Origin of the sequence: Niastella sp. OAS944, assembly GCA_024809215.1 — a bacterium.
In the GTDB taxonomy this organism is placed as follows: Bacteria; Bacteroidota; Bacteroidia; order Chitinophagales; family Chitinophagaceae; genus Niastella.
The window spans coordinates 2,532,568-2,555,998 of the sequence record JANUBW010000001.1 but is presented as its reverse complement, the minus strand read 5'-3'; the positions used below and the strand labels follow the sequence as shown (position 1 = coordinate 2,555,998).

The following is a 23,431-nucleotide window of genomic DNA, read 5'->3' as shown; positions in this document are numbered from 1 at the left end:
CCAACAAAAAGTCAAAAAATGAGATCTCTCCGAGTAGTTCTGATGGCAGCAAGCGTGCTGTCTGTTTTTTCATTACGTGCACAAACCGCCGACGAAATTATCAATAAACATATTGAAGCGCTGGGTGGCAAGGATAAGCTGGCTGCAATTAAAACCGTTTACACCGAATACGACCTGGAAGTAATGGGTCAACAGGTTGCTGGTGCCACCTGGCTTGTAAATGGTAAAGCCTATAAAAATGAAGTAAGCTTTGGTGGTCAAAAGATCATTCAGTGCGTTACCGACCAGGGTGGTTGGGCTATTAACCCAATGATGGGGCAATCCTCTGCAGAAGCCATGCCCGAAGACCAGTTAAAAGCTGGTAAAGCGCAACTGGATGCCGGTGGCCCCCTGTTTAACTATGCCGCAAAAGGTAACACGGTTGAGCTGGTAGGTAAAGAAGCGGTAGGTGCAGCTCAGGCCTTTAAACTGAAATTAAAGACAAAGGATAGTGTTGAAAGCCTTTTCTGGATAGACCCCGCTACTTATTACATTATTAAAAGTTCGGTTAAAACAACCGCTCAGGGTGCCGATATTGAGACCACCGTCTCTTTCTCAAACTATAAGAAAACCGATTATGGTTTTGTAATGCCCACTACAACCGAAATAAGCATGTCGCAAGGCCTGGTGCTGAACATTACCAGCAAAAAGACCGAGATCAATAAGGACATTGATATGAAGTTGTTCGAAATGCCTAAATAACAACTTTAACATTTTCTGAACAAGACCTGTAAGGTGCGTCACTTGAGCGTGCAATGTCAGCATGCAACTTTGCACCTGACAGGTCTTTTTTCATTCTACTTGACCTGTCAGGTCCAGGTCATCGCGCTGTATATGCAAGCTCCGATGATGGACCTTACAGGTCATAGCTGTTTTTTAGTTTGCCGGTAACGGTTGTTTTTTTAATTTGATGCCTTAATCAGGCATTATGGCAATTAACAAAAAAAGTATTTGCAGCATTATAGCATTGATTGGTTTAGGAACGGTGCACGCTCAACAAACAATTATAAACACCGTTGGCAAAGACCCCTTCGTTGGAAAGACCACGGAAGTCGTTTACAAAGCAAAAGAAGGTACCTGGACCTTTCAGGGGTTTACCAATGCGGTCATTAAAACCACTTACAAACCTAACGACTACAGTAAAACGGAACAGGTATCTGATGCCGTAATTGCTAAAGTGCAACCTGTTGGCACAAAGATCACAAACGCTATTTCGCAAACGGTTGAATGGGATAACCTTACCAGCGTGGTAGTGCAGCGCGAAAAATTGTATTATAAAACGGGTAAAGAAGTAAAAGTAAAATCGGCCACTTATTTTGTACAGGGCGATACCCGCGGTTTTAAATTCCAGTTATTTGATAACGAACAGTTCTTTGGTGGTGGCGAACGCGCATTACCTATGAACCGGCGCGGACACAAATTGAATTTATATAACACGGCAGCCAATGGGTATGGACTGGGCGCCGAAAACCTGAACTTCTCTGTACCGGTATTAATTTCCAGTGCCGGTTATGCTTTGTTTTTTGATAACCCCAGCAAAGGGTATGTTGATATTGGTTTAACCGAGAAGAATACTCTCGAAGCCGGTTTTACCAGTGGTGAACTTACTTATTATGTGGTGTTTGGAAAAAGCATCGATGAAATGCTTGCCAATTATACCGCCATTACCGGCCGCCAGCCATTACCGCCCCGCTGGGTGTTTGGTAATTTTGTTTCGCGCTTTGGTTATCGTAGTGAGGAAGATGTGAAAAAGGTAGTGGCTCAAATGAAGAACGATCATTTTCCCATGGATGGGCTGGCATTTGATATGTTCTGGTTTGGTGATAATGTAAAGGGAACCATGGGTAATATAGATTGGGTGAACCCTCAGAAATGGCCCAACCCAAAACTCATGCTTACCGACCTAAAGACAAAAGATAATTTAAAGTCGGTACTCATTACCGAACCTTTCATTTTACAGAATACAAAAACATATGCCGAAGCAACCCCATTTTTGGCAACCGGCGCTAATGGCAGTGCTATGATGGTTCCCGATCTTTCATATGGTACCGGCGGCCTGGTTGATATCTTCCGCAGGCAATCGCAGGATTTTATCTGGAAGCAGTACAAAAAGCAGGTGGGTAATGGAGTAAGCGGCTGGTGGCTCGATCTGGCTGAACCAGAGAAGCATCCGTCTGCCATGATGCACAACCTGAAAGATTATGGCGTTGCCCGCCTCATGGGCGCGGATGAAGTGCATAACGTGTATGGGCATTACTTCAGCAAAATGTTTGCTGAAAAATATGCATCGGATGTAAGTGATCAACGCTTGTTCCTGTTGAACCGTTCTGGTTTTGCCGGCAGCCAGCGTTATAGTGTATTTCCCTATACGGGCGATGCTGCGCAAACCTGGAGCGGCTTAAAAGCGCAGCCATTGGTTTTATTGGGAATGAGCCTGAGTGGACTGCCGTATGTGCATTCAAATGCCGGCGGCTCACTTACTATAGACCCTGAATTGTATACCCGCTGGTTACAGTTTGCAGCTTTCACACCTGTGTTCAGACCATATGGTAAACCAGCTGATGAAAGTGAAAAACCTTCGGAGCCCGGCTTTTTACCCGACAACTATAAAAGTATTGTACGCAATTACATCAACTTACGTTACCAGTTATTGCCATACAACTACTCCTTAAGTTACGACCAGGCAGTATGGGGTAAACCTTTGATGCGCCCATTGTATTATTACAATTTTGCCGATAGCAATGCCGTAAGGGCCGAAGAGGAATATCTGTGGGGTGATAATATTCTGGTAGCCCCAATAACTTCACAGGGCGCCACTGCACGCATGTTGTATTTACCGGCTGGTAAATGGTATAGCCTGGTAAACAATTCAGTTGTTGATGGCGGTAAAATGGTAAGTCAGCCCGCAGACATAAAACAAATACCGCTTTTTGTGCGGGAAGGCGCTTTTGTTCCATTATGGATCTCAAAGGATACTATTAAATCCACAGAGTCGTTCAATTCGCAGGATGTAACCATACGCTATTATCCTTCTGCCGGTGCATCAACGTATGTTTGGTACGATGATGATGGTACAAGTGCCAGAACATTAGAGAAAGCCGAGTACGAACTGGTAACCTTTAAAGGTGTTACGGCAGGTAATAAAGTGACCATCGACATCACTACCAATAACCCCAATCAATACGGGAAAAAATACAAACGCAAATTCAATCTTGAATTACCAACAGGGCTGGCTGCGGGCCAGCAGGTATTGGTTAATGGTAAACCCGTAGCTGCAGAAAGTATGGGTAAACAAAAAGATCCCTTTCAACAGCTTACCAACGATTTTGTAACAATAGAGTTTGTGGGAAAGCCATTAAAAGTTGAATTGACAACTGCTAAATAAACCGCGTGTGAATAAATATGTTTTTAGGAAGGGGTTGATTGTCAGGAGGAGAGGAGTTTGTGTTAATTACGTGCCGTAGTTCTCCTATGCAAATAATTTCAGTTTGGCACGCGGCATGCTCATAAAAGGGCAAGTAAATCCACCCTTATGAAAAAGACAATAGTCTTAACACTGGCTATGCAGTTACTGATTTACCTTTTGATCTTTTTGATAGCATAGTTAACTAGCTAAAGCGCTCCGACACTGGGGCGCTTTTTTAATGTTCATCCAGCATATCAGGTCTTCTATCCTTAGTACGTTGTAGCGATTGTTCATACCGCCAGTCATCTACTTTTTTAGGATCGCCGCTTAATAAGATATCAGGCACCTTCCAACCCCTGAAATCTGCAGGGCGGGTATAAACAGGCGGCGCTAATAAGTTATCCTGAAAGGAATCCATAAGAGCAGAAGTTTCATCACCCAGCACACCCGGCAGTAAACGGCCAACGGCATCAACCACAATAGCCGCCGCCAACTCGCCACCGCTTAATACATAATCACCTATAGAAATTTCTTTGGTAACGTAATGTTCGCGTATACGCTCATCTATGCCTTTATAGTGCCCGCAAATGATGATGAGGTTTTCTTTCAGCGACAGCTGGTTGGCAGCAGACTGGTTGAACCGTTCACCATCGGGTGTCATAAATATAATTTCATCATATTTCCTGTCTTTCGACAACGTTTCAATGGCGTTGGCCAGCGGTTCACACATCATTACCATACCGGCGCCGCCACCGTACTGGTAGTCGTCAACCTGGCCATACTCGTTTACGGCCCATTGGCGCAGGTGGTGCACATGCACCTCCAGTAAGCCTTTATCGCGGGCTCTTTTCATAATAGAGTGGGAAAACGGGCTTTCGAGCAGCTCAGGTAAAACGGAAATAATATCAATACGCATGGTGCAAAGATAATATATTGAACCGTGACACGGCTCCAGTCCGTGGCACGGTTAACAGTGAATAGTATATATTGCAGCAATATCAGTAATTTGTTACAGATTTCAGTTGTACCATGTTTAAAGAGAAACCTTTTAATGTACTGTTGTTTTGCTCGGTGGTGACGATAAGCACGGCTGTGTTGCAATACCTGTATCCTCAGTTCAGCTTTTTAGTGGGCGGTCTTATTACGGCCATTTTGCTCACCATTTTCCTGCAAAACGACCTCTATACCAAAATATTTGGAGCCGTATCGCTGGTGTTGATCATTGCGGCCACTTTTTATCCCAATGAGATCATGACCCGCCAACAGATGATCATGCAACAGATGTTCTCGGGTATTATCGTGTTGCTCATCATGATATCGGTGCTATACGTTAAAAAACTGTATGGCTTCACCGAAAGCGATAAACAACAGGTAACTGCCCTGTTTGAACATGCAACCGAAGGCATTATTCTTACCAACCAAAAGGGTGAGATCGTTTTAATAAACCCGGCTGCGCTAAGTATGTTCGGTTATAAAAAAGATGAGTTGCAGGGTAAAACCATTGAAGTGTTGATACCGGGCCGTTTTCAACCCAACCACCATAAGTACCGCGAAGGATTTTATAAAATGCCTTCCAATAGATCAATGGGCCATGGCCGCGATCTGTATGCCCGCATGAAAGATGGCACCGACCTGCCGGTGGAAGTAAGTTTAAGCTTTTACAAACAAAAAGATGAGTTCTTTGTGATTGCCTTCGTAGTTGATATAACGCAGCGTAAGGAAAGCGAACGCCGGCTTATTGAACAAAAAGAACAACTGGAAAAAGTATCGGCCGACATTAGAAAGTTAAATGCCGAACTGGAAAATAAAGTAGAAGAAAGAACGCTTATACTTAAAGAAGCATTACAGGAGCTGGAAAAATCGCAGCAAGACCTTAGCGAGGCACTGAATAAGGAGAAAGAGCTGAATGAGATCAAATCGCGATTTGTGTCAACAGCGTCGCATGAGTTTAGAACACCATTGAGCACGGTGCTATCATCTGCGGCCCTGTTATCAAAATATGTAAAAACAGAAGAACAGGATAAGCGCGAACGCCACATCAGGCGTATAAAAGATTCGGTAAAACATCTGAACGACCTGCTCGAAGACCTGCTTTCGTTAGGAAAACTGGAAGAAGGAAAAGTAGAGGCAAAAGCCGAGCTCATTGGAATAAAAGAGTTCCTCGATGAAATAGCAGAGGAAATGAAGGCTATAGCCAAACCGGGTCAGCAAATACTGGTTGAGCTGGATGGTGATACGCAGTTCAGTACCGATAAAAAATTGTTGAAGAATATTCTCATCAACCTGTTGAGCAATGCCGTAAAATTCTCGCCAGAGGAAGGCATTATTACCCTCAGGGCGCGTAATGCCAACAACCAAATGGTGATATCGGTAAAAGACCAGGGCATAGGTATTTCAGAAGAAGATCAACAGCATTTATTCAGCAGCTTCTATAGAGGGAAAAATGCCATAAATATACAAGGTACCGGTTTGGGTCTGCACATTGTAAAAGGCTATGTAGAGTTGTTGCATGGCGCCATCAATGTGCACAGCGTGCTCGACGAGGGTACTACCATCACCATAGATCTGCCTGCTTTAGCTTAGAAAATTGGCGTAACTTAATAACATAAACTTTTAGTTATGTTACGAAGTCCTGCGTTTGCCACCACTTTCGCAACCGTGTACCTGGTGTTGTATACTAATTTTTTGTTGACCGGTGCATCGGAAATGCTTGTGAATATATTATTTGCCCTTTCGCCATTTGTAGTGGTATGGATGGCGCTTACTATAATAAAGTTTGGAAACTATAATGGTCCCGAATTAGGGGAGAACGAAGAATGGGGTTACCAGGATGTAAATAAAAGGAATTAATGACAGCTGATAACCGGTTGTGGCGCATCGGCCAGCACCGGGCTCACAAATGGAATGCCCAGGTTCATACCGCGCAAAATAAGTAACACGGCCATACCGGCAATAATATACGGTACTGCTTTTTTCATTTGCTGCCGTAACGATAATTTGATGTGAAAGCCAAAGAAAGATAGTATAAGCATGGCAGGTAAAGTGCCTGCGCCAAAGGCTGCCATAAACAATACACTTTGTTCAACACCTGTTGTACTTAACGCACCTGCAATGGCCAGATAAACCATACCACAAGGTAATAACCCATTGGCCATACCAAGTAACAGGTAATGCACCAAACGCGGCTTTTGCAAAAGCTTACCCATAATGCGTTGTATGCCTCCGTGAAAACCGCGTAGCCATGCCGGACTAAAAGACTTGTTCATAAAGTAAAAAAGAACAGCCAGCACCAGTATCACAATACCCATAACGATAGAGAACCATTGCTGAAAACCTGCGATATATATACCGCGGCCAAGCCAGCCAAATAACCCGCCCATTGCAGCATATGTAAGCACCCGGCCAATATTATACAATCCTATTGCCAAAGCCTGTTGCAATCTTTGCAAATGATGCACGGGCAATGCCAATGCCAGCGGACCACACATGCCCACACAGTGAAAACTGCTAACAAGTCCTAATAAGACGCCTGCAATTGCTGCCTGCCACATGGCCTATGATTTGTTTAATGAATGGTTACGGGTACTTCACTATAATAAGTTTCGCTATTGCCGGCCCAGCTGAGTTTGGCGGTATAATTACCGGGTAAGAACAACCTGCTATCGATGATTTGGGTGGCATGGTCGTTCACCTGTAATGCCATTTTTTTATCTTTTTTCGAGTCGGTGGCGTTATAGAACCACAGGGAACCGGTTATTGTTTTCTGCTGCATTTCGGCCGGCAGTTGAATAATGAGTTCATCATTTTGTTGTGTAACGGTAGCTTTGCTGCTAAGCTGGTTGGCGCGGCTGGCGCCATCTATTACCTGCTGGTATTGCAGTTCATCTTTATAGTATTCATTCGACACCAGTTCGTAACGGGTGTTCATACTTTGCACCACCATGTAAACGATCATGCCGGCGAAGGCAATGAAGCCGAGTGTTAGTTTGTGTCCCCAGTTGAATGTCATTGTTTATTTTTTAGATTGTTTATTGTTTGTGGTTGTTATTTCGGTTCTTAGTAACATCTTCGGCAATCGTGAATCGGCAATCGGCAATGAGCCCCCTCCCTCCCCCGGTGGGGGGCTGGCTTCCCTTATAGCTTGTTTTTCCTTTATCACCTCTATCAACTGTATCACCTTTTCAACTTCCTCGTCAACAAGTCAACTACTCAGCTACCGGCCCCAAAAAGTTAGTACTAATCTCATCCTCCTTCTCCCCACCATTATACAATCCTATCTTAATAGGCAATTTTCTTTGATGAATAATATTGGTCGGCAATATCACAAAGAACGTTCCTGCACCCTGTCCCTCTTCTTTTACTGCAATAAAATGATGTTCGCCAATGATCTCAATTTTGCCACTTACATTTTCAAGCTTTAATTGCAGTGGTACTTTATCTATTGTTTTGTTGGCAACCTTAATATTATACAGGTTCGAAACGCTGTCGGTTCCCCGTTGCTGATACAACATTCCGGGTGTACGTATAATGGTGGCATCAACATCTTTACGCGTAAATAATAAAAAGCCAAGAATGATCACCAGAATGCTAAGCAATACGGTGTACAATTTCATACGGCCGGTATACTTCAACGGTTCCCTGTTCTCTATACCGTTCTCCGAGGCATAGCTTATCAGTCCTAATGGTTTGTTGATCTTTTTCATAATGGCGTCACAGGCATCAATACAAGCTGTGCAGCCAACGCATTCCATTTGGGTACCATTGCGAATATCAATACCGGTGGGGCAAACCTTAACGCATTGCATACAGTCGATGCAATCACCATGATCGGTGGTAGCCTTTTTAGTAAATTTATTCCGGGGTTCACCGCGTTTATGGTCATACGCTACGATCATGGAATTGCGATCTAACAGTACGCCCTGAAGCCGTCCGTATGGGCATACTACTGTACAGGCCTGTTCCCGGAAAAAGGCATATACAGCATAGAAGATCCCTGAAAAAACAAGCAGGGAGAGCAAACCGCCTATGTGGTCCTTTACCGGTTCGGTAATTATTTTGCCCAGCTCCTTTACGCCAATTACATAAGCCAGAAAGAAATTGGCGATGATAAAGGAGAAGAAAAAGAATACGCTGTGTTTACTTACCTTTTTAAAGATCTTTTTGCCCGTCCATGGCGCTTTGGCCAGCAACTTTTGTTCGGCAGCACTGCCTTCAATGAAGTATTCAATCTTACGAAAGAACATTTCCATAAAGATGGTTTGCGGACAAACCCAGCCACAGAACAAACGGCCAAAGGCAGCGGTGAAAAGAACAATGAACACAATGAAGGTGATCATGGCCAGGCCAAAGATGAAGAAATCCTGTGGCCAGAATACTTTGCCAAATAGTATGAACTTAGCCTGTGTTACATCAAAAAGAAATAAAGGCCGGCCATGTACATAAATAAATGGCAAAGTAAAGAACATGATAAAGAAGAACCAGCTTATGTAAGTGCGGGCCGAATACCATTTTCCTTTTGGCTTCTGCGCAAAGATCCAGTTCCGTTTACCCGATTCATCAATAGTCGCTATCCTGTCGCGGAACGATTCTTCTTTTTCTTTTAACACGGAGGATATGTTTGTTTCAGTTTGCACTTGCTGGTTTATTTATCTGTAGCCGTAGCTACTTTGTTTGAAGTTGAATCTACCTGAGTAGTATTACCCGCTCCTTCTTCTTTATACAATTCACCCTGTTGGGCTTTTGCATTGGGCGGGTTGGTACCATGTATTGATTTAATATAACTCGAAACCTGGGCTATTTGCACGGGCGAAAGATCGTCTTTCCAGCTGCGCATGCCTTTTTCGGGCCAGCCATATTTAACGGTTTTAAAAACATCTTTTATACTGCCGCCATGCAACCAGTAATCGTCTGTTAAGTTGGGGCCTACAATACCTTCACCGGCTTTACCATGGCAGGCGGCACAGTTTTGTGTGAATACTTTTGCACCACCAGCCAGGTCGGCAGCCTCAGTCAACATTTTTACCGTATTCTCATCAACGTTATTGGCCGATTTTTTCAGGTAGGCCGCTTTTTGTTCATCTGCTTTTGCCATCGCAATTTGCAGTTCTTCACCACTTAATGGCGCAGTGTGTGAAACGTGGTAACGCCATAAGTAAATACCGGCAAAAATGATAGAGATATAGAAGCCATATAGCCACCAGGGTGGTAAACGGTTATCCAGTTCCCTGATGCCATCGTATTCGTGATGTAAAGTGATCGACTCTTCCTGCTCAATGGGCTTCAGTTTGTTCATTTTGTCCCAGAAGCTTACAGCTGGTTTTTTGTTAGGCTGGATTGCTAAATTTTGCTGCAGTTTTTCTTTACCCAGGAACACGCGCAACTGATACAATAGTACAAAGATCACCAATAGTTCTGCGGCAATAACGCCCACTATAAAATAGAAAGCCGTGGGCGATAAACCACCGAATGAGCTAACAGTTTGTACAGTGGCTGTAGCTTCGGCTGTTGTATCGCCGCTTTGTGCAAACACCGGGGCTGCAAACAATAACAACAACAGGGTGGTAACAGCAGCTGCAGCAGAGGCGCCTGACTTTTGTTGTTGCTCGCGCTCTTTTTGTTTTTGATAATAATAACTGGCAGCTCCCATTACAACATTCGCCAGTATGCCAATGGCCAGCAGCAGAATGCCCATAATAATGATCATGGTAATAACAAAGGGATCATACATAGATGATTCTTTGGGTGGCTGTCCGCCCCCCGCTGCAAAAGCAGCAGGGGCAGCACATATAAGGACAGCACCTGTCAGGAACGATTTATAAATACCGCGCATATAATAATGTTTTAGGGCTTTTAGTCTAAAGGAATACGACTTACTTCTACGATCTTCTGCTTATCGGTTTTTAATACCCACAACAGAACTACCAGAAAGAACAAACCGAAGATGACGAACGAGATCAACGGGTAAATACTTACACCGGTTATCTTTTCTAAATAATGTATGAATTTCATGATGCTTATTGTTTAGCTGTTGCTTTAATGTCTTTACCAAGGCGTTGCAGGTAAGCTATCAGCGCTACGATCTCTGCATCTTTTGGCGTTTCTATTTTATCCATCTTCAGGCTGATGCGAATACCATTGGCCTGTGTAATGAGGTCTTTGTTGGCAATTTTATCGTACCCTGCAGGATAAGGCACACCCAGTGTTTGCATGGCCCTGATCTTTGCTGGCGTTGATGACGTATCAATTTTATTATCGAGCAACCAGCTATAGGAAGGCATAATAGAACCGGGCGACATAATACGTGGGTCCATCATGTGGTTGTAGTGCCAGCTATCGGGGTATTTACCACCTTCACGCGCCAGATCGGGCCCCGTTCTTTTTGAACCCCACTGAAATGGGTGATCGTAAACAAACTCACCGGCTTTTGAGTATTCGCCATAACGGGCTACCTCATCGCGGAAGGGGCGCACCATTTGTGAGTGACAGGTATAACAGCCTTCTCGCACATAAATATCCCGGCCCTGTAATTCAAGCGGCGTATAAGGTTGTACGCTGGCGATGGTAGGCACATTGCTTTTAACCAAAAAGGTGGGCACCATTTCAATAGCACCGCCAATGGCTACCACTATTAAACTAAACACCAGCATGGTCATTGGTTTTTTCTCAATCCAGCGGTGCCAGTATTCTTTTGCATGACTGACAGGTTTCTCCAACGGGGCTGCTTCTGCGGCTTCGTTGGCAATGAAACTACCTTGCTTAATTGTTTTATACAGGTTATACACCATTATCAATGCACCCAGCAGGTATAAGGCGCCGCCAACGCTACGGGTAACGTACATGGGGATGATGTGTGTAACTGTTTCAAGGAACTGGAATTTCAACTGGCCTTCTTCGGTAAACGTCTTCCACATTTGCGCTTGTGTAAAACCAGCCCAGTATAACGGTACGGCATATATAATGATACCAATAGTTCCCAGCCAGAAGTGGTTGGTGGCCATTTTTTTCGAGTACAGTGAAGTGCCCCACATTTTTGGTATCAGGTAATACAACATACCAAAGGCCATAAAGCCATTCCAACCCAAACCGCCAATATGCACGTGCGCAATCGTCCAGTCGGTAAAGTGAGAAATAGCGTTTACACTTTTCAGCGACATCATAGGGCCTTCAAAAGTGGCCATGCCATAACAGGTAACGGCAACCACAAAGAATTTCAGCACGGGTTCTTCCCGAACTTTATCCCAGGCGCCACGCAGGGTGAACAAACCGTTCAACATACCACCCCAGCTGGGAGCCAGCAACATGATCGAGAAAACGGTACCCAGTGATTGTGCCCAGTCGGGCAGGGCAGTATACAACAAGTGGTGCGGACCAGCCCAGATGTAAATAAAGATCAGTGCCCAAAAGTGAATGATAGAAAGACGGTATGAATAAACTGGTCTGTTGGCTGCTTTTGGCAGGAAGTAGTACATTAAGCCAAGGATGGGTGTGGTAAGAAAGAATGCTACCGCATTATGGCCATACCACCACTGTACAAGCGCATCCTGCACACCTGCAAACCAGCTATAACTTTTAAAGAATGATACGGGAATTTCAAATGAGTTTACAATATGCAAAAGAGCAACGGTAACCCAGGTGGCAATATAGAACCAGATGGCTACGTACAGGTGGCGTTCCCTTCTTTTAATGATGGTGCCAAACATATTGATACCAAACACAACCCATATAAGGGTGATGGCGATATCAATAGGCCATTCCAGTTCGGCATATTCTTTACCGGTGGTAAAACCAAGTAACAGGGTCAGTGCTGCCGCTACAATAATGCCCTGCCAGCCCCAGAAGTGAAGTTTACTAAGTTTATCGCTGAACATACGCGCTTTACACAAGCGTTGCAGCGAATAATAAACACCGGTAAAAATACAGTTGCCCACAAATGCGAAGATCACCGCATTGGTATGCACGGGGCGTAAGCGGCCAAACGTAGTTGGGGCAAAGTTTAGGGCGGCGCCCGGAGCATAAAGCTGAATGGCTGCCCATAAACCAGCTATCATACCCACAACACCCCACAGCGCCGTGGCATAGGCGAACTGTTTAACGATCTTGTTGTCATAATGAAATTGCTCTACTTGCATATAGGTATATTCTGATTTGAAAATGTTTAGTGGGTTTTTTATTGGTTCGAATTGTTTGAGGAAGGCTTGTTGTCGAACAGGATACGCTGGGGTGGAGAAAATTCATCATCATATTGCCCCGTGCGTACGCTCCAGATAAAGGCGGCCAAAAAAATGGCGGCTACTGATATACTCGCGATCAAAAGTATGACAATGGCGCTCATAAAGACGGTTGATTTACTACCCTACAAAAGTATTTTCAGCGCGAAAGGCTTTTAATGACATGACTCAGAGATGAAACTGATTTTAATCATATGAAGGGGGGAGAGGGCGGGTAACCTTTCAAAGGGTGCTCGCCCTTATCTGCGGAGTAAAGGGAAGCCGCTCTGCAAGAGCGACCTCCCTTATCTAAAAAGAAGCGGGCGCATTACAAGGGAAAACCGTATCAGCAGCGCAACAGCTTTGCAGCTATATTGCTTGATCCGAATGTTACTAATAAAATGCTGAGCGAACTGGCAGGCATCAGTATGGCTGCGATCATTGGCGATAGAACGCCCTGTACAGCAAAGCTGAGACCTACAATATTGTACAGAATGGAAAGTATAAAGCTGGCGATCACTATTTGTTTATTGGCCCGGCATAACCGAATGAACCTGTTTAATGCAGATAGCTGTTTGGCATCCATAATAGCATCGCTGGCGGGGGTAAAATTGTTGCAATCTTCCGTAAGGGCAATACCCACATTGCTTTGCTTAAGCGCGCCGGCGTCGTTGAGCCCATCGCCTATCATCATTACCCGTTCACCACTTTCCTGTAAATGTTCTATGTAATGAAGTTTATCGGCGGGCTGCTGGTTGAACAACAGGATGGCATTCTCGCCCATCATTTGTTGCAGTGTGCTGCGTTCGTTTGCATTGTCGCCCGATAGCACCGATAACCTGTACCGCGTTGCCAGTGTTTTTATTAATGGGGCAACCGATTCGCGAAAATGATTTCGCAAAGTGAAGCAGCCATATACTTTATCATCTATTGAAACATACACTTTTGTTGAATGGTCAATTGCGCCAGAAGCGCCTACGATGAACGAATGCGAACCCAGTGAGATCCAATCATCCCCAACCATACCTTCAATGCCTTTGCCGGGAATTTCGTGGAACTCCTCAATAGAAAGGCGTTTTAGATGGCCGAAATGTGCAGCCAGTGCGCGGCTCAGCGGATGGCTGCTTTGAGCGGCCAGGCTGGCAACGGCCTGTTGCTGATATTTGTTTAATGTATGCCCTTCATAAATTACCTCTTGTTGTTGGGTGGTAGTTAAGGTGCCTGTTTTATCAAATACAATGTGGGTAATGTTGGCCATATCCTCAATGGTTTGGGCGTTACGCATATACAACTTGTTGCGGCCCAGTATTCGAAGGATATTACCATTGGTGAAGGTGTTGGAAAGCAACAGGGCGCAGGGGCAGGCAACGATCAACACGGCGGTTATCACGTTCCATACTTTAGTACTATCGTGCAATGCCCAATAAGTGGCTGCAAACGCTGCTATGGTAAATAAAATGGTAGTGAAGCAACGGCTCAGCAGGTGAACAAATGAAACGCTTTTGGGCTCACTGTTCTTTTTAAATGCATCGGCGCTCCATAACCTTGTTAAATAACTTTGTGCTACCTCTTTTATCACCAGTATTTCAATAGCGCCGCCGGTTTGTTTGCCACCGGCATACACCATTTCGCCCATTTCTTTATTTACGGGCAACGATTCACCGGTTACAAAGCTGTAATCGATACAGGCTTTGCCACGGGTGCAAATACCATCGGCAGGTATCAGTTCATTGCTGTGAATTAACAGGGTGTCGCCAGCCTTTATTTCAGGTAACGATATGGGTACTTCTGCACCGTCTTTCACCAGGGTAGCTGCTACCGGAAAGTAAGAAGTGAAATCGCGTTCAAATGACAATTGTTGATAGGTTTTATCCTGCAACACGCGGCCCACCAGCATAAAGAATACAATACCGCTCATGGAATCGAAGTAGCCGGCGCCGGTTCCACTGATCACTTCATACATGCTGCGCGAGAAGGTTACAATAATGGCCAGTGCAATGGGTGCATCGATGTTCAGGAACTTATGTTTTAATCCCTTCCAGCCGCTTTCATAAAATGGCAGGGCGCTGTAAAAGAAAACCGGCAGGGCCAGCAGTACGTTCAGCCAGCGGAAAATACCCTGTAATTGTATGTCTGCTGCTTCAAGCCCCAGGTATTCAGGAAAGCTCAGTAGCATGATATTGGCAAAACAAAAACCTGCTACTCCCAGTTGATATATAAGGCGTTTTTTTGTTGCGGGTTTATGGTTTTGCAGGTTTTGTAAACTTATGTATGGTTCGTACCCGATGCTGGTTAACAGTTCGGCCAGCTTTTGCAGCGACAGGTTATTATGATTGTAAATAATACTTACTTCCTTACGGGTAAAATTTACCGAAGCACTGATAACGGCGGGCTGCAACCGGTGCAGGTTTTCGAGCAGGTACAAACACGAGCTGCAATGGATGGTGGGCAGGTAAAAGGTAATATGGGTTTGCTGTTCGTTGGTGAACGTTATTAGTTGCCGTTGAATGTTCTCTTCGTTCAGAAAGGCAAACTTATCTTTACGTACGGGAATGCGTTGATTGAGGCCAGGATTTTCGTTCAGGGAATAATAATCGCATAAACCGCTTTTGTTCAGCAGCTGATATACCATTTTACAGCCTTCGCAGCAAAAATGTTTATCTTCAGCGCTAATGTTGGTAGTTGGGCAAACTTCGCCACAATGAAAACACAGCAAATGATTGTGCACTTTGGCTTCGGCCATAGTTCTACATTTAAGCAACGAAAGTAAAATGGCGTTTTTCGGGGTAGAATGATGCGCATCAGCCGGGGGGATGATACTGCTCAGGGAGAAAAAAAATACTAATTTGCCACATAATTGAACCACTAACAATAAATAACATGAGCAGGATACTTGTTATTGACGATAATACGGACATCAGGGAGAACACAGCCGAAATTCTGGCGCTTGCCGGGTACCAAACCCATACCGCCGAAAATGGAAAAAAAGGAATGGAAACTGCCATTAAAGAAAAGCCCGATCTCATTATTTGCGATATAATGATGCCCGAACTCGATGGATATGGCGTATTGCACCTGCTGCGAAAAAATCCGGAGACAGAACATATTCCATTTATTTTTCTTACCGCCAAAGCCGAACGCGGCGATTTTCGCAAGGGTATGGAAATGGGCGCCGATGATTACATCACCAAACCATTTGATGACCTGGAATTACTGAAGGCTGTAGAGATCCGTTTAAAGAAACTGAACATACTGCAAAGCAGTTATGAAACAGGGGAGAAGGGTGCCGGCAAACTGATGCAGGACCTTAGCGGTACCGGTTTAATATTAGTTGACGCAGATAAATATGGCAGCGAAAGCTATATGAAAAAACAGGTGCTGTATACCGAAGGCAAACATGCCCGCCACCTGTATTTTTTGAAAAGCGGTAAGATCAAAACATTCAAGATCCACGAGGACGGTAAGGAATACATCACCAATTTATACGGGCCAAACGAATATATAGGTCATGTGGCGTTGCTCGAAAACCTGCCTTATACCGATACGGCCGAAGTGTTGGAGAATGCCGAGGTGATTGCAATTCCCAAGGATAACTTTTTGCAGGCGGTGTATAACGATATGTCGGTAGCGGCCAAGTTCATAAAGCTTATTACCAATGATGTAAAGGAAAAGGAAGAGCGTTTGTTACGACTGGCCTATGACTCATTACGCAAACGGGTGGCCAAGGCGCTGATAGATGTGCACCAGAAGTTCAATAAAGAGAAAAAAGACCCGGCCCTGATCGAGATCTCGCGCGAAGATTTTGCCCAGTATATTGGAACGGCAACCGAGTCGGTGATTCGCACGCTGAGTGATTTTAAATCGGAAAAGCTAATTGAAATAAAGGATGGAAAGATTAGGATATTGAATTTAGAAAAACTCAATAATCTGTTATACTAGGGTCCTTATTGCCAATGCGGTTATGGCCAACGGTTATTTCGCGGCCGTGTTCGTTCTGTTGTTTCAGCGTCCAGTTATCGGTGATGGTTGTTTCGAGCCAGATGTTGCCCGAGCGGCGGAATACCTGGGCCGAAAGACCAAACTGGTCCATTAATGCATTTTCAAAATCGGTAACGGTCATGCCGTCAGAAAGGGTCAGTTGACCCTTATCTTTTTTATAGTGCCAGGCGGTTTTCACCGGCTGGGTGGCTGGAATTAGCTTGTTTACGGGATACCGGTCGCGGCGTATTGTGCCGTTGCGGAAGAACTCTATCTTTAAAAAGGGATAAACTGCGCCAAAGTCCTGCTGTATATCGCTGATCAGTCGTTCCCCGTTAATTTCCAAATACATACAGAATAGTTTAAATTATCACTATTACAAAGCTATTCTGTATGGGAGGGAGATAAAATGATCTAAAGGGTCATTGGCGCTGATTTTCATCAGGTGGGGGTGTTGCCAGTTTCCGGTTGCCAGTTACCAGGGGCCTGATGATGAAATTGATTCTGCCAGGTGTTAAGGCGGTGTTACAGGTTTCAAGTTGCAGGGAAAGGCATTTATGTATTTTGTATTTCCCTGTAACCTGCATCTTGTAACCTGAAACAGATAGTTAATAAAAACCCACCTTCTTCTTACAAACTAATCCATAAATTCATCAAGATCACGCCGCTCTTTCTTGGTAGGGCGCCCCACCTTACTAAGCCGTTTACCGGTATGAAAACTCGATGCCTGGCGAGCCATTTGAAGGCGCTCCAACTCTTCAGCAGGTGTTATATCTGTATAATATTTGATGGCTTCTGAATATTGTACACGAGTGTGCAACAGACCGGTGACTTTTATTCGCCACAGGCGGCCCTCTGTTCTCACATCATATTCATCGCCCACATGTACCTGTTTGGCTGCTTTTATGGCGGTTCCTTCCTGTTTAACTTTTCCGCTGTCGCACGCTGCTGCAGCCAGTGAGCGTGTCTTGAATATACGAATAGACCACAGGTATTTATCCACCCGAAGTTTGTCAGATTTTTCAGTATTGCTGCTCATAGTATTCTCCTTCTTCTTATCTCTCCAAAGATAAATAAAAAAGGCGTCCCGATCCATCGGAACGCCTCTTATACACTTGGCGCTTATTTACGAAGCAAAATACTTATGAAAATATGGAATGGTCTCAATGCCTTTATAAAAATTCACCAGGTCGAATTTCTCGTTAGGTGAATGAAGGTTATCGCTATCGAGGCCAAAGCCCATGAACACGATCTTAACGCCTAATTCTTTTTCAAGAATAGAGCAAATAGGAATACTACCGCCGCCGCGAACCGGAATAGGCTTTTTGCCAAAGGTGGTTTCAATGGCTTGTGCTGCTGCCTTGTATGCTTTTGAGTCAATAGGCGTCATATAGGGTTCGCCACCGTGCAGGTTTTCGGCTTTTACGGTTACACCAGCCGGTGCTATTTTTCTGAAATGCTGTAATAACATCTCCGTTATTTTCTCGCTCGATTGGTTGGGCACCAAACGCGCAGAGATCTTGGCGTATGCTTTTGACGGCAGTACAGTTTTGGCGCCTTCGCCAATGTAACCGCCCCAAATACCATTTATTTCAAGGGTTGGACGAATACCGGTGCGCTCATTGGTTGTATAACCTTTTTCGCCCCACAGTTCCTGTACACCCAGGTCTTTTTTGTAATCAGCCTCATCGTATGGCGCTTCGGCCATTAATTTTCTTTCTTCTGGTGTACTCTCAACTACATCATCATAAAAACCGGGGATGGTAATATGGTTGTTGGCATCGTGGCACGAGGCTATCATTTTTGCCAGCATGGTAATAGGGTTGCCTACTGCACCACCATACACACCACTGTGCAGGTCGCGGTTGGCGCCCGTAACCTCAACCTGTATATAAGCCAGTCCACGAACACCAATATCAATACTGGGTGTTTCCATGCTGATCATAGAACTGTCGCTGATGAGGATCACGTCGCATTTCAACAGGTCTTTATGAGCGGCCACAAAATCGGCCAGGTTGGGTGAACCAACTTCTTCTTCACCTTCTATAAGGAACTTAATGTTGTTTTCGAGTGAGTTGGTTTTGGAAAGAATTTCCAACGCCTTCACGTGCATGTAGAATTGTCCTTTGTCATCGGCAGATCCGCGTGCATAAATACGGCCATCCTTTATAACGGGCTCAAACGGACCGCTGTGCCAAAGGTTCAATGGATCGGGTGGTTGTACATCGTAGTGGCCATATACCAGTACGGTTGGTTTAGAAGGATCAACGATCTTTTCGGCATATACTACCGGGTGGCCGGCTGTTTCATATACCTTAGCTGTGGCAGCGCCGGCTTCGAGCAAACGTTGTTGTACTTTTTCCGCGCATTTTCTCATATCCTCTTTGTGGTCGCTATTGGCGCTCACCGAAGGAATGCGTAACAATTCCAGTAATTCATCCAGGAAGCGATCTTTGTTCTTCTCCTGGTAGTCTTTCCAGCCTTGCATAATCATGAGTTTATTTTGTAATAAATATAGTTATGGAACAGGAAGCGAATATATGGTTTTTTGTGAGCCAGTGGCATGTAGTAAATGGCTAGTGGTAAGTGGTAAATGGCTAGTGGGCTTTTATTCGAGACTCGCTATTTCTTTCGAACTCCCTGTATTTCCCTCTCGCCTTTACCTTGTCAATTTGTTAACTCGTCAACTTGTCAACCTGCTTGTTCACCCGCCGCAGCTTCACGCATTCAAATAAGTTACAAACTATGTTTCTTATCCCTCAATACGTTTTCCAGCGTCCATTCTATCTGCTTAGTAAACCTGTGCTTACGCACCATACAATCATCTTTGGTGCAAATGGGGCAGCTGAAATCAAGACAGGGATCGGTATGTACAAATAATTCAAACACGGTACCGAACTCCTTTTTTATAAGGCTGCCCAGTTCTTCTACTTCCTTATGCGCTTCTATTACATTCAGGTACCAGGGCACAGTAAGGTGGCAGTCGATATGGTACTGACCGCCATACTTTATCACCCGCAGGTTGTGAAGGTCTATCCAGTTGGTGCGGCGGTTGGCGTTCAATACCGATAGCATATTTTGCAGCAGTTCTTTATCGGCCTCATCCATAATACCGGCCAGCGAATGCCGCAAAATAGTGTAACCGGTATACATGATGATAAACGCAAACACAATGGCCGTTACACTATCGAGCCAGGTTAGGCCAGTGAGTTTTATCAATACCAGCCCAAGTATAATGCCCAGGGTAGAGTAGGTGTCTGATTGCAGGTGTTTACCACTGGCTACCAGCGCCAGCGAATTGTTCTTTTTACCATTACGAATGCTGATGAAGCCAACAACAAAATTCACTACGGCGGTTATGGCCACCAGTATAATACCACGGTCAAGCTGTTGCAGTTCTTTCGGATATATAAAATGAAGGACCGATTCGTAAACGATCACCAGCCCGGCCACAATAATAAGGGTGCCTTCAACCGCGGCCGATAAAAACTCGGCCTTCCCATGTCCGTAAGGATGGTTTTCGTCGCGGGGTTTTGATGCTATGTACAAACTGTACAAACCAATAAAACCGGCAATTACGTTTACCGTGCTTTCAAGTGCATCGGTAAGGATGGCCACAGATTGGGTAACCCAAAATGCAACCATTTTTATGATGAACAGCAGCACAGCCACTGTCACCACCCATTTCTGTATACGAAGATTTTCCTTACCGGAAGTCATGTGTGATTCTTAGTTTGTATCGTTTCAAGTTTTAGTGATCCCGGAAATTAGGGTAGTGTTACCGGTTTCCGGTTTCCAGTGGCCAGTTCTTAATCCAAATCAATTATTAATTCCCGGTAACCGGTAACTGGGAACCGGCACCTGAAACTACAAACCTTAATATGATAAACAGCCTAGCTTACCTGTGGGGCTTCTTTAGGAACAACTTTCTCTTTCTTTACCAGTTTGCGTATTGCTCTGAACGCGCGGTAATAGAATTCTTTATTGAATAACTGGGAATCGTTCAGTGCCTTGATGATAAGGAAAACGGCTATAGGCAACAGTACGGCAGTGGCCAGCCACATACCGGCAGCGGGTTGCAGCACATCTTCTTTTACGAACTTCTTACCAAAATTGTTCAACAGGAAGAAGATCACAAAGAATACAACTGCAAATACCACGGGTGTACCAATACCACCTTTACGTACAATTGATCCCAGCGGGGCGCCTATAAGGAACAATACCAATACGGCAACTGACATGGTGATCTTTTCGTGGTAGGTCATCATTGTCATGCGCAATTCTTTCCTTTTGCCTTCGTAATCCCATGAGGGGCCTTCTATAGATGATTTCAGCGAGTTGGCATAGGAGATACTTTGATCGAGCACATTTTGTTTTACCGATGCTTTGGTAATATCGGTTGGCGACATTTTCAGGCTGTCGGGCAACTGCTCTAAAAATGATTTGCCTTTTTTAACAGGTGGCGCCTTTACATCAACCCAACCCGTATCGAGATATTTTGAAAAGGTAAGATAGCCTTGCAGTTCGCGGGTATCACGCTCGGTGAATTTAGCCAGGCTTTTCTGCAACGAGTCAACGTTCTTGCTCAACTGCCAGTTGCTTAACATTTCATAGCGATCTTTATAGGCACTGTCTGAGGTAGGGTTGAATGCCAGGGCGCTCAGGTCGAGCACTTTTTTATATTCTTTAAAACCCAGCCTAATAAATTTGGTGTCGTTACTGTACCGGTTGCCTTGTTCTTCATAACGCCAACCATTATAGAGAATAAATTCCAGGAAGCGCTGGTTATTGGAAACACGCATGATGCCTTTTTCGGCAATCACGATGTTATCCTGCGGACCGGTGCTGTTCTCATAAATTACCACATTGTGTAAAATGGAATCCTTTTCTTTTTTTGAGACCTTGATGGCGTAATCGGGAATGGTGGTATAGAAAACGCCTTCTTTAAGGTCGAAGGCCGGTTTTTTATTAACGATATCGTAATGCAGGGTCTTCATCCGCAGGTTGGCAATAGGAATAACATAGTTGTTAAACATAAAAGCCAAAAACGATAACAGCATGGCTACCACGGTAAGGGGCAGCATAAATCGTAACAACCCAATGCCGGCCGATTTAATGGCAACCAGTTCAAAGGTTTCACCCAGGTTACCAAAGGTCATTATGGAGGATAGTAATATTGCTAACGGCAGGGCCAGCGGCACCAGGGTGGCGCTCAGGTACAGTACCAGGCGCAGCATGGTAAAGGTGTCCATACCCTTTCCTACAAAGTCATCGATCCACAGCCAGAAGAACTGTAATATCAATACGAACAGGGTAAGGAAAAAGGTTGCGATAAAGGGTCCGATAAACGATCGCAATACAAGTATGTCGAGTTTCTTTATCATTAGTATTCTTAAAAAAATCTCAAATTCCAATTTCCAAGATCCAAAAGGAAATCTCAAATTCCAATTTCCAGGTTCCAAAAGGAAATCTCAAATTCCTATTTCCAAGATCCAAAAGGAAATCACAAATTCCAATTTCCAGGTTCCAAATAAAACTAAAAAACTCAAATTCCAAGATCCAAATAAAACTCAAAGTTCAAATTTCAATTTCTATGGCTTTCAGCAACCTGCGATTTTTTTGGTCCTTGGGTCTTGTGATTTGGTTCTTGTAATTTTGTCCCATGGGCGTCGCAAAAATACAGCTTTCGGCAGAGGAATTATCGTTGGTGCAAAATGCCGGTTGGCTTTTAACAAAGAATACAATTATTGAGAAAGTTTATGCTTTGTTTGGCGATGTGGCCCATGAGTTGCGTGACAATTTTGAGGCTGGCGAAGGTATTTTGCCGGCCGAAGTGCTGGTGCCTTCACCAAAGATCTCCAAAGGGGAAAATTATAGGGGCTTACCCTGGGTAATGCTCGATTATCCGCGTTTTTTTAACCGTGAAGATGCTTTTGCCATCCGTACCATGTTCTGGTGGGGGCATTTTTTTAGCGTTACCCTTCATTTAAAGGGGAAATATAAAAAGCAGTATCTGCCAACACTGCTTAAAAATTTATCCTTGCTTGCTTCAAAGCAATTTTATGTATGTGTAAGTGCAGAAGAATGGCGACATGAATTTGAAGAAGACAATTACAAGCTTCTCACCCAGTTGAATTCATCTGCGTTAGAAGAAATTCTGCTGGCTAATAATTTTTGCAAGCTATCCGCTAAAATATCACTTCCGCAATGGAATCAGTCAAAGGAATTATTGATTGATCTACACGAAACTGTTATCAAATCCATCGGTTGTTAGTTACCGAGCCGGTGAAACAGGTCCTTAACCTGGTAACCCCACAACTGGCTTTGGTCTTTAACATCACCTTTATCTGCGAAGTCTTTAATTACGAGGATGGTCTGATTCGTTACTTCTGATTTCTCAATTCTGAATTCAAAATATTCCTCTTTGGGTGCATGCAACCAATGAAACCTGATAAACTTTTCTTCTTCGCTTTCCATAACCTCTGCCTTGTCTGTAGTTCCGTTCCAGGAGAAGCTGAATACATTGTCTCTTTCGTCTACTTTATCTGCAAACCACTCCTGCAAACCTGCGGGGGTGCTTAAGAATTCGTATAAAATGGAAGGAGAACATCTTACCGGATACTCTAACGTAAAAATTTGTTTCTTACTCATCTAACCCTTGTATTGATCTTTTTTGAAAATACCAATGGTGCAATTATAGAAAATATATCCTACCCCCAAAATTTTTTTTTGGCAAAATGACGTAAAACATGCTAAAAATGAATAAATAAGTAAAATATTTTCATATATCTGATGCTCAGTA

At 44.1% G+C, this 23,431-nt stretch carries 21 protein-coding genes; 6 read left to right on the top strand and 15 right to left on the bottom strand.

Annotated features, from left to right (window positions below; translation table 11 throughout):
* Nucleotides 1-18 precede the first annotated feature (18 nt).
* Complete coding sequence (locus GGD38_RS09775) at nucleotides 19-741, top strand: hypothetical protein (protein WP_375298182.1); 723 nt, start codon at nucleotides 19-21, stop codon at nucleotides 739-741.
* Nucleotides 742-967: 226 nt separating this feature from the next.
* Nucleotides 968-3,424, top strand: a complete 2,457-nt coding sequence (locus GGD38_RS09770) for a TIM-barrel domain-containing protein (RefSeq protein WP_375298183.1) — start codon at nucleotides 968-970, stop codon at nucleotides 3,422-3,424.
* 256 nt (nucleotides 3,425-3,680) lie between these two features.
* Here GGD38_RS09770 and trmD read toward each other — a convergent pair whose 3' ends face one another.
* Nucleotides 3,681-4,361: a tRNA (guanosine(37)-N1)-methyltransferase TrmD gene (gene trmD, locus GGD38_RS09765; protein ID WP_375298184.1), complete on the bottom strand. Its 681-nt coding sequence runs from the start codon at nucleotides 4,359-4,361 to the stop codon at nucleotides 3,681-3,683.
* A 113-nt stretch (nucleotides 4,362-4,474) separates the two neighbouring features.
* Between trmD and GGD38_RS09760 the strand changes: the two genes are divergently transcribed.
* Together GGD38_RS09760 and GGD38_RS09755 are read left to right on the top strand one after the other, a co-directional pair.
* A complete protein-coding gene (locus tag GGD38_RS09760; protein WP_375298185.1) occupies nucleotides 4,475-6,028 on the top strand; it encodes an ATP-binding protein in 1,554 nt (517 codons plus the stop codon).
* A gap of 36 nt (nucleotides 6,029-6,064) precedes the next feature.
* Entirely contained in the window at nucleotides 6,065-6,295 is a 231-nt protein-coding gene (locus GGD38_RS09755; RefSeq protein ID WP_375298186.1) for a hypothetical protein, read from the top strand.
* On the opposite strand, the gene GGD38_RS09750 is transcribed toward GGD38_RS09755, so the two are convergent.
* The 8 genes from GGD38_RS09750 to GGD38_RS09715 form a co-directional block, all read right to left on the bottom strand.
* On the bottom strand, nucleotides 6,292-6,996 hold the full coding sequence (locus GGD38_RS09750; RefSeq protein WP_375298187.1) for a sulfite exporter TauE/SafE family protein: 705 nt from the start codon (nucleotides 6,994-6,996) through the stop codon (nucleotides 6,292-6,294). The genes GGD38_RS09755 and GGD38_RS09750 overlap by 4 nt on opposite strands.
* Before the next feature lie 14 nt (nucleotides 6,997-7,010).
* Entirely contained in the window at nucleotides 7,011-7,454 is a 444-nt protein-coding gene (locus tag GGD38_RS09745; protein ID WP_375298188.1) for a FixH family protein, read from the bottom strand.
* 196 nt (nucleotides 7,455-7,650) lie between these two features.
* On the bottom strand, nucleotides 7,651-9,051 hold the full coding sequence (gene ccoG, locus GGD38_RS09740) for a cytochrome c oxidase accessory protein CcoG (protein ID WP_375298189.1): 1,401 nt from the start codon (nucleotides 9,049-9,051) through the stop codon (nucleotides 7,651-7,653).
* Nucleotides 9,052-9,086: 35 nt separating this feature from the next.
* Nucleotides 9,087-10,274, bottom strand: coding sequence for a cbb3-type cytochrome c oxidase N-terminal domain-containing protein (locus GGD38_RS09735; RefSeq protein ID WP_375298190.1), 1,188 nt, complete (start codon nucleotides 10,272-10,274; stop codon nucleotides 9,087-9,089).
* A 20-nt stretch (nucleotides 10,275-10,294) separates the two neighbouring features.
* The gene (locus GGD38_RS09730; protein WP_375298191.1) at nucleotides 10,295-10,453 is read right to left on the bottom strand and encodes a CcoQ/FixQ family Cbb3-type cytochrome c oxidase assembly chaperone; all 159 of its coding nucleotides are present in this window, start codon (nucleotides 10,451-10,453) and stop codon (nucleotides 10,295-10,297) included.
* 5 nt (nucleotides 10,454-10,458) lie between these two features.
* The gene (gene ccoN, locus GGD38_RS09725; protein WP_375298192.1) at nucleotides 10,459-12,573 is read right to left on the bottom strand and encodes a cytochrome-c oxidase, cbb3-type subunit I; all 2,115 of its coding nucleotides are present in this window, start codon (nucleotides 12,571-12,573) and stop codon (nucleotides 10,459-10,461) included.
* Between the two features lie 38 nt (nucleotides 12,574-12,611).
* A complete protein-coding gene (gene ccoS, locus GGD38_RS09720; protein ID WP_375298193.1) occupies nucleotides 12,612-12,776 on the bottom strand; it encodes a cbb3-type cytochrome oxidase assembly protein CcoS in 165 nt (54 codons plus the stop codon).
* A gap of 221 nt (nucleotides 12,777-12,997) precedes the next feature.
* Nucleotides 12,998-15,394: a heavy metal translocating P-type ATPase gene (locus GGD38_RS09715; RefSeq protein WP_375298194.1), complete on the bottom strand. Its 2,397-nt coding sequence runs from the start codon at nucleotides 15,392-15,394 to the stop codon at nucleotides 12,998-13,000.
* Nucleotides 15,395-15,531: 137 nt separating this feature from the next.
* Here GGD38_RS09715 and GGD38_RS09710 point away from each other — a divergent pair, with 137 nt between their 5' ends.
* The gene (locus tag GGD38_RS09710) at nucleotides 15,532-16,590 is read left to right on the top strand and encodes a response regulator (RefSeq protein ID WP_375298195.1); all 1,059 of its coding nucleotides are present in this window, start codon (nucleotides 15,532-15,534) and stop codon (nucleotides 16,588-16,590) included.
* On the opposite strand, the gene GGD38_RS09705 is transcribed toward GGD38_RS09710, so the two are convergent.
* The 5 genes from GGD38_RS09705 to GGD38_RS09685 form a co-directional block, all read right to left on the bottom strand.
* Entirely contained in the window at nucleotides 16,571-16,981 is a 411-nt protein-coding gene (locus GGD38_RS09705; RefSeq protein ID WP_375303796.1) for a hypothetical protein, read from the bottom strand. The two genes, GGD38_RS09710 and GGD38_RS09705, sit on opposite strands and share 20 nt — an antisense overlap.
* Nucleotides 16,982-17,266: 285 nt before the next feature.
* The gene (locus tag GGD38_RS09700; RefSeq protein WP_375298197.1) at nucleotides 17,267-17,668 is read right to left on the bottom strand and encodes an RNA-binding S4 domain-containing protein; all 402 of its coding nucleotides are present in this window, start codon (nucleotides 17,666-17,668) and stop codon (nucleotides 17,267-17,269) included.
* Nucleotides 17,669-17,755: 87 nt separating this feature from the next.
* Complete coding sequence (locus GGD38_RS09695) at nucleotides 17,756-19,117, bottom strand: dipeptidase (protein WP_375298198.1); 1,362 nt, start codon at nucleotides 19,115-19,117, stop codon at nucleotides 17,756-17,758.
* Between the two features lie 248 nt (nucleotides 19,118-19,365).
* Nucleotides 19,366-20,349, bottom strand: coding sequence for a cation diffusion facilitator family transporter (locus GGD38_RS09690; protein WP_375298199.1), 984 nt, complete (start codon nucleotides 20,347-20,349; stop codon nucleotides 19,366-19,368).
* 173 nt (nucleotides 20,350-20,522) lie between these two features.
* Nucleotides 20,523-22,013 carry an LptF/LptG family permease gene (locus tag GGD38_RS09685; protein ID WP_375298200.1) on the bottom strand — a complete coding sequence of 497 codons (1,491 nt, stop codon included), beginning with the start codon at nucleotides 22,011-22,013 and terminating at the stop codon, nucleotides 20,523-20,525.
* A gap of 278 nt (nucleotides 22,014-22,291) precedes the next feature.
* Here GGD38_RS09685 and GGD38_RS09680 point away from each other — a divergent pair, with 278 nt between their 5' ends.
* Nucleotides 22,292-22,903 (top strand): hypothetical protein, encoded by a 612-nt coding sequence (locus GGD38_RS09680; RefSeq protein WP_375298201.1) that lies wholly within the window; start codon nucleotides 22,292-22,294, stop codon nucleotides 22,901-22,903.
* On the opposite strand, the gene GGD38_RS09675 is transcribed toward GGD38_RS09680, so the two are convergent.
* Nucleotides 22,900-23,280, bottom strand: a complete 381-nt coding sequence (locus tag GGD38_RS09675) for an START-like domain-containing protein (RefSeq protein ID WP_375298202.1) — start codon at nucleotides 23,278-23,280, stop codon at nucleotides 22,900-22,902. The genes GGD38_RS09680 and GGD38_RS09675 overlap by 4 nt on opposite strands.
* Between the last annotated feature and the right edge of the window lie 151 nt (nucleotides 23,281-23,431).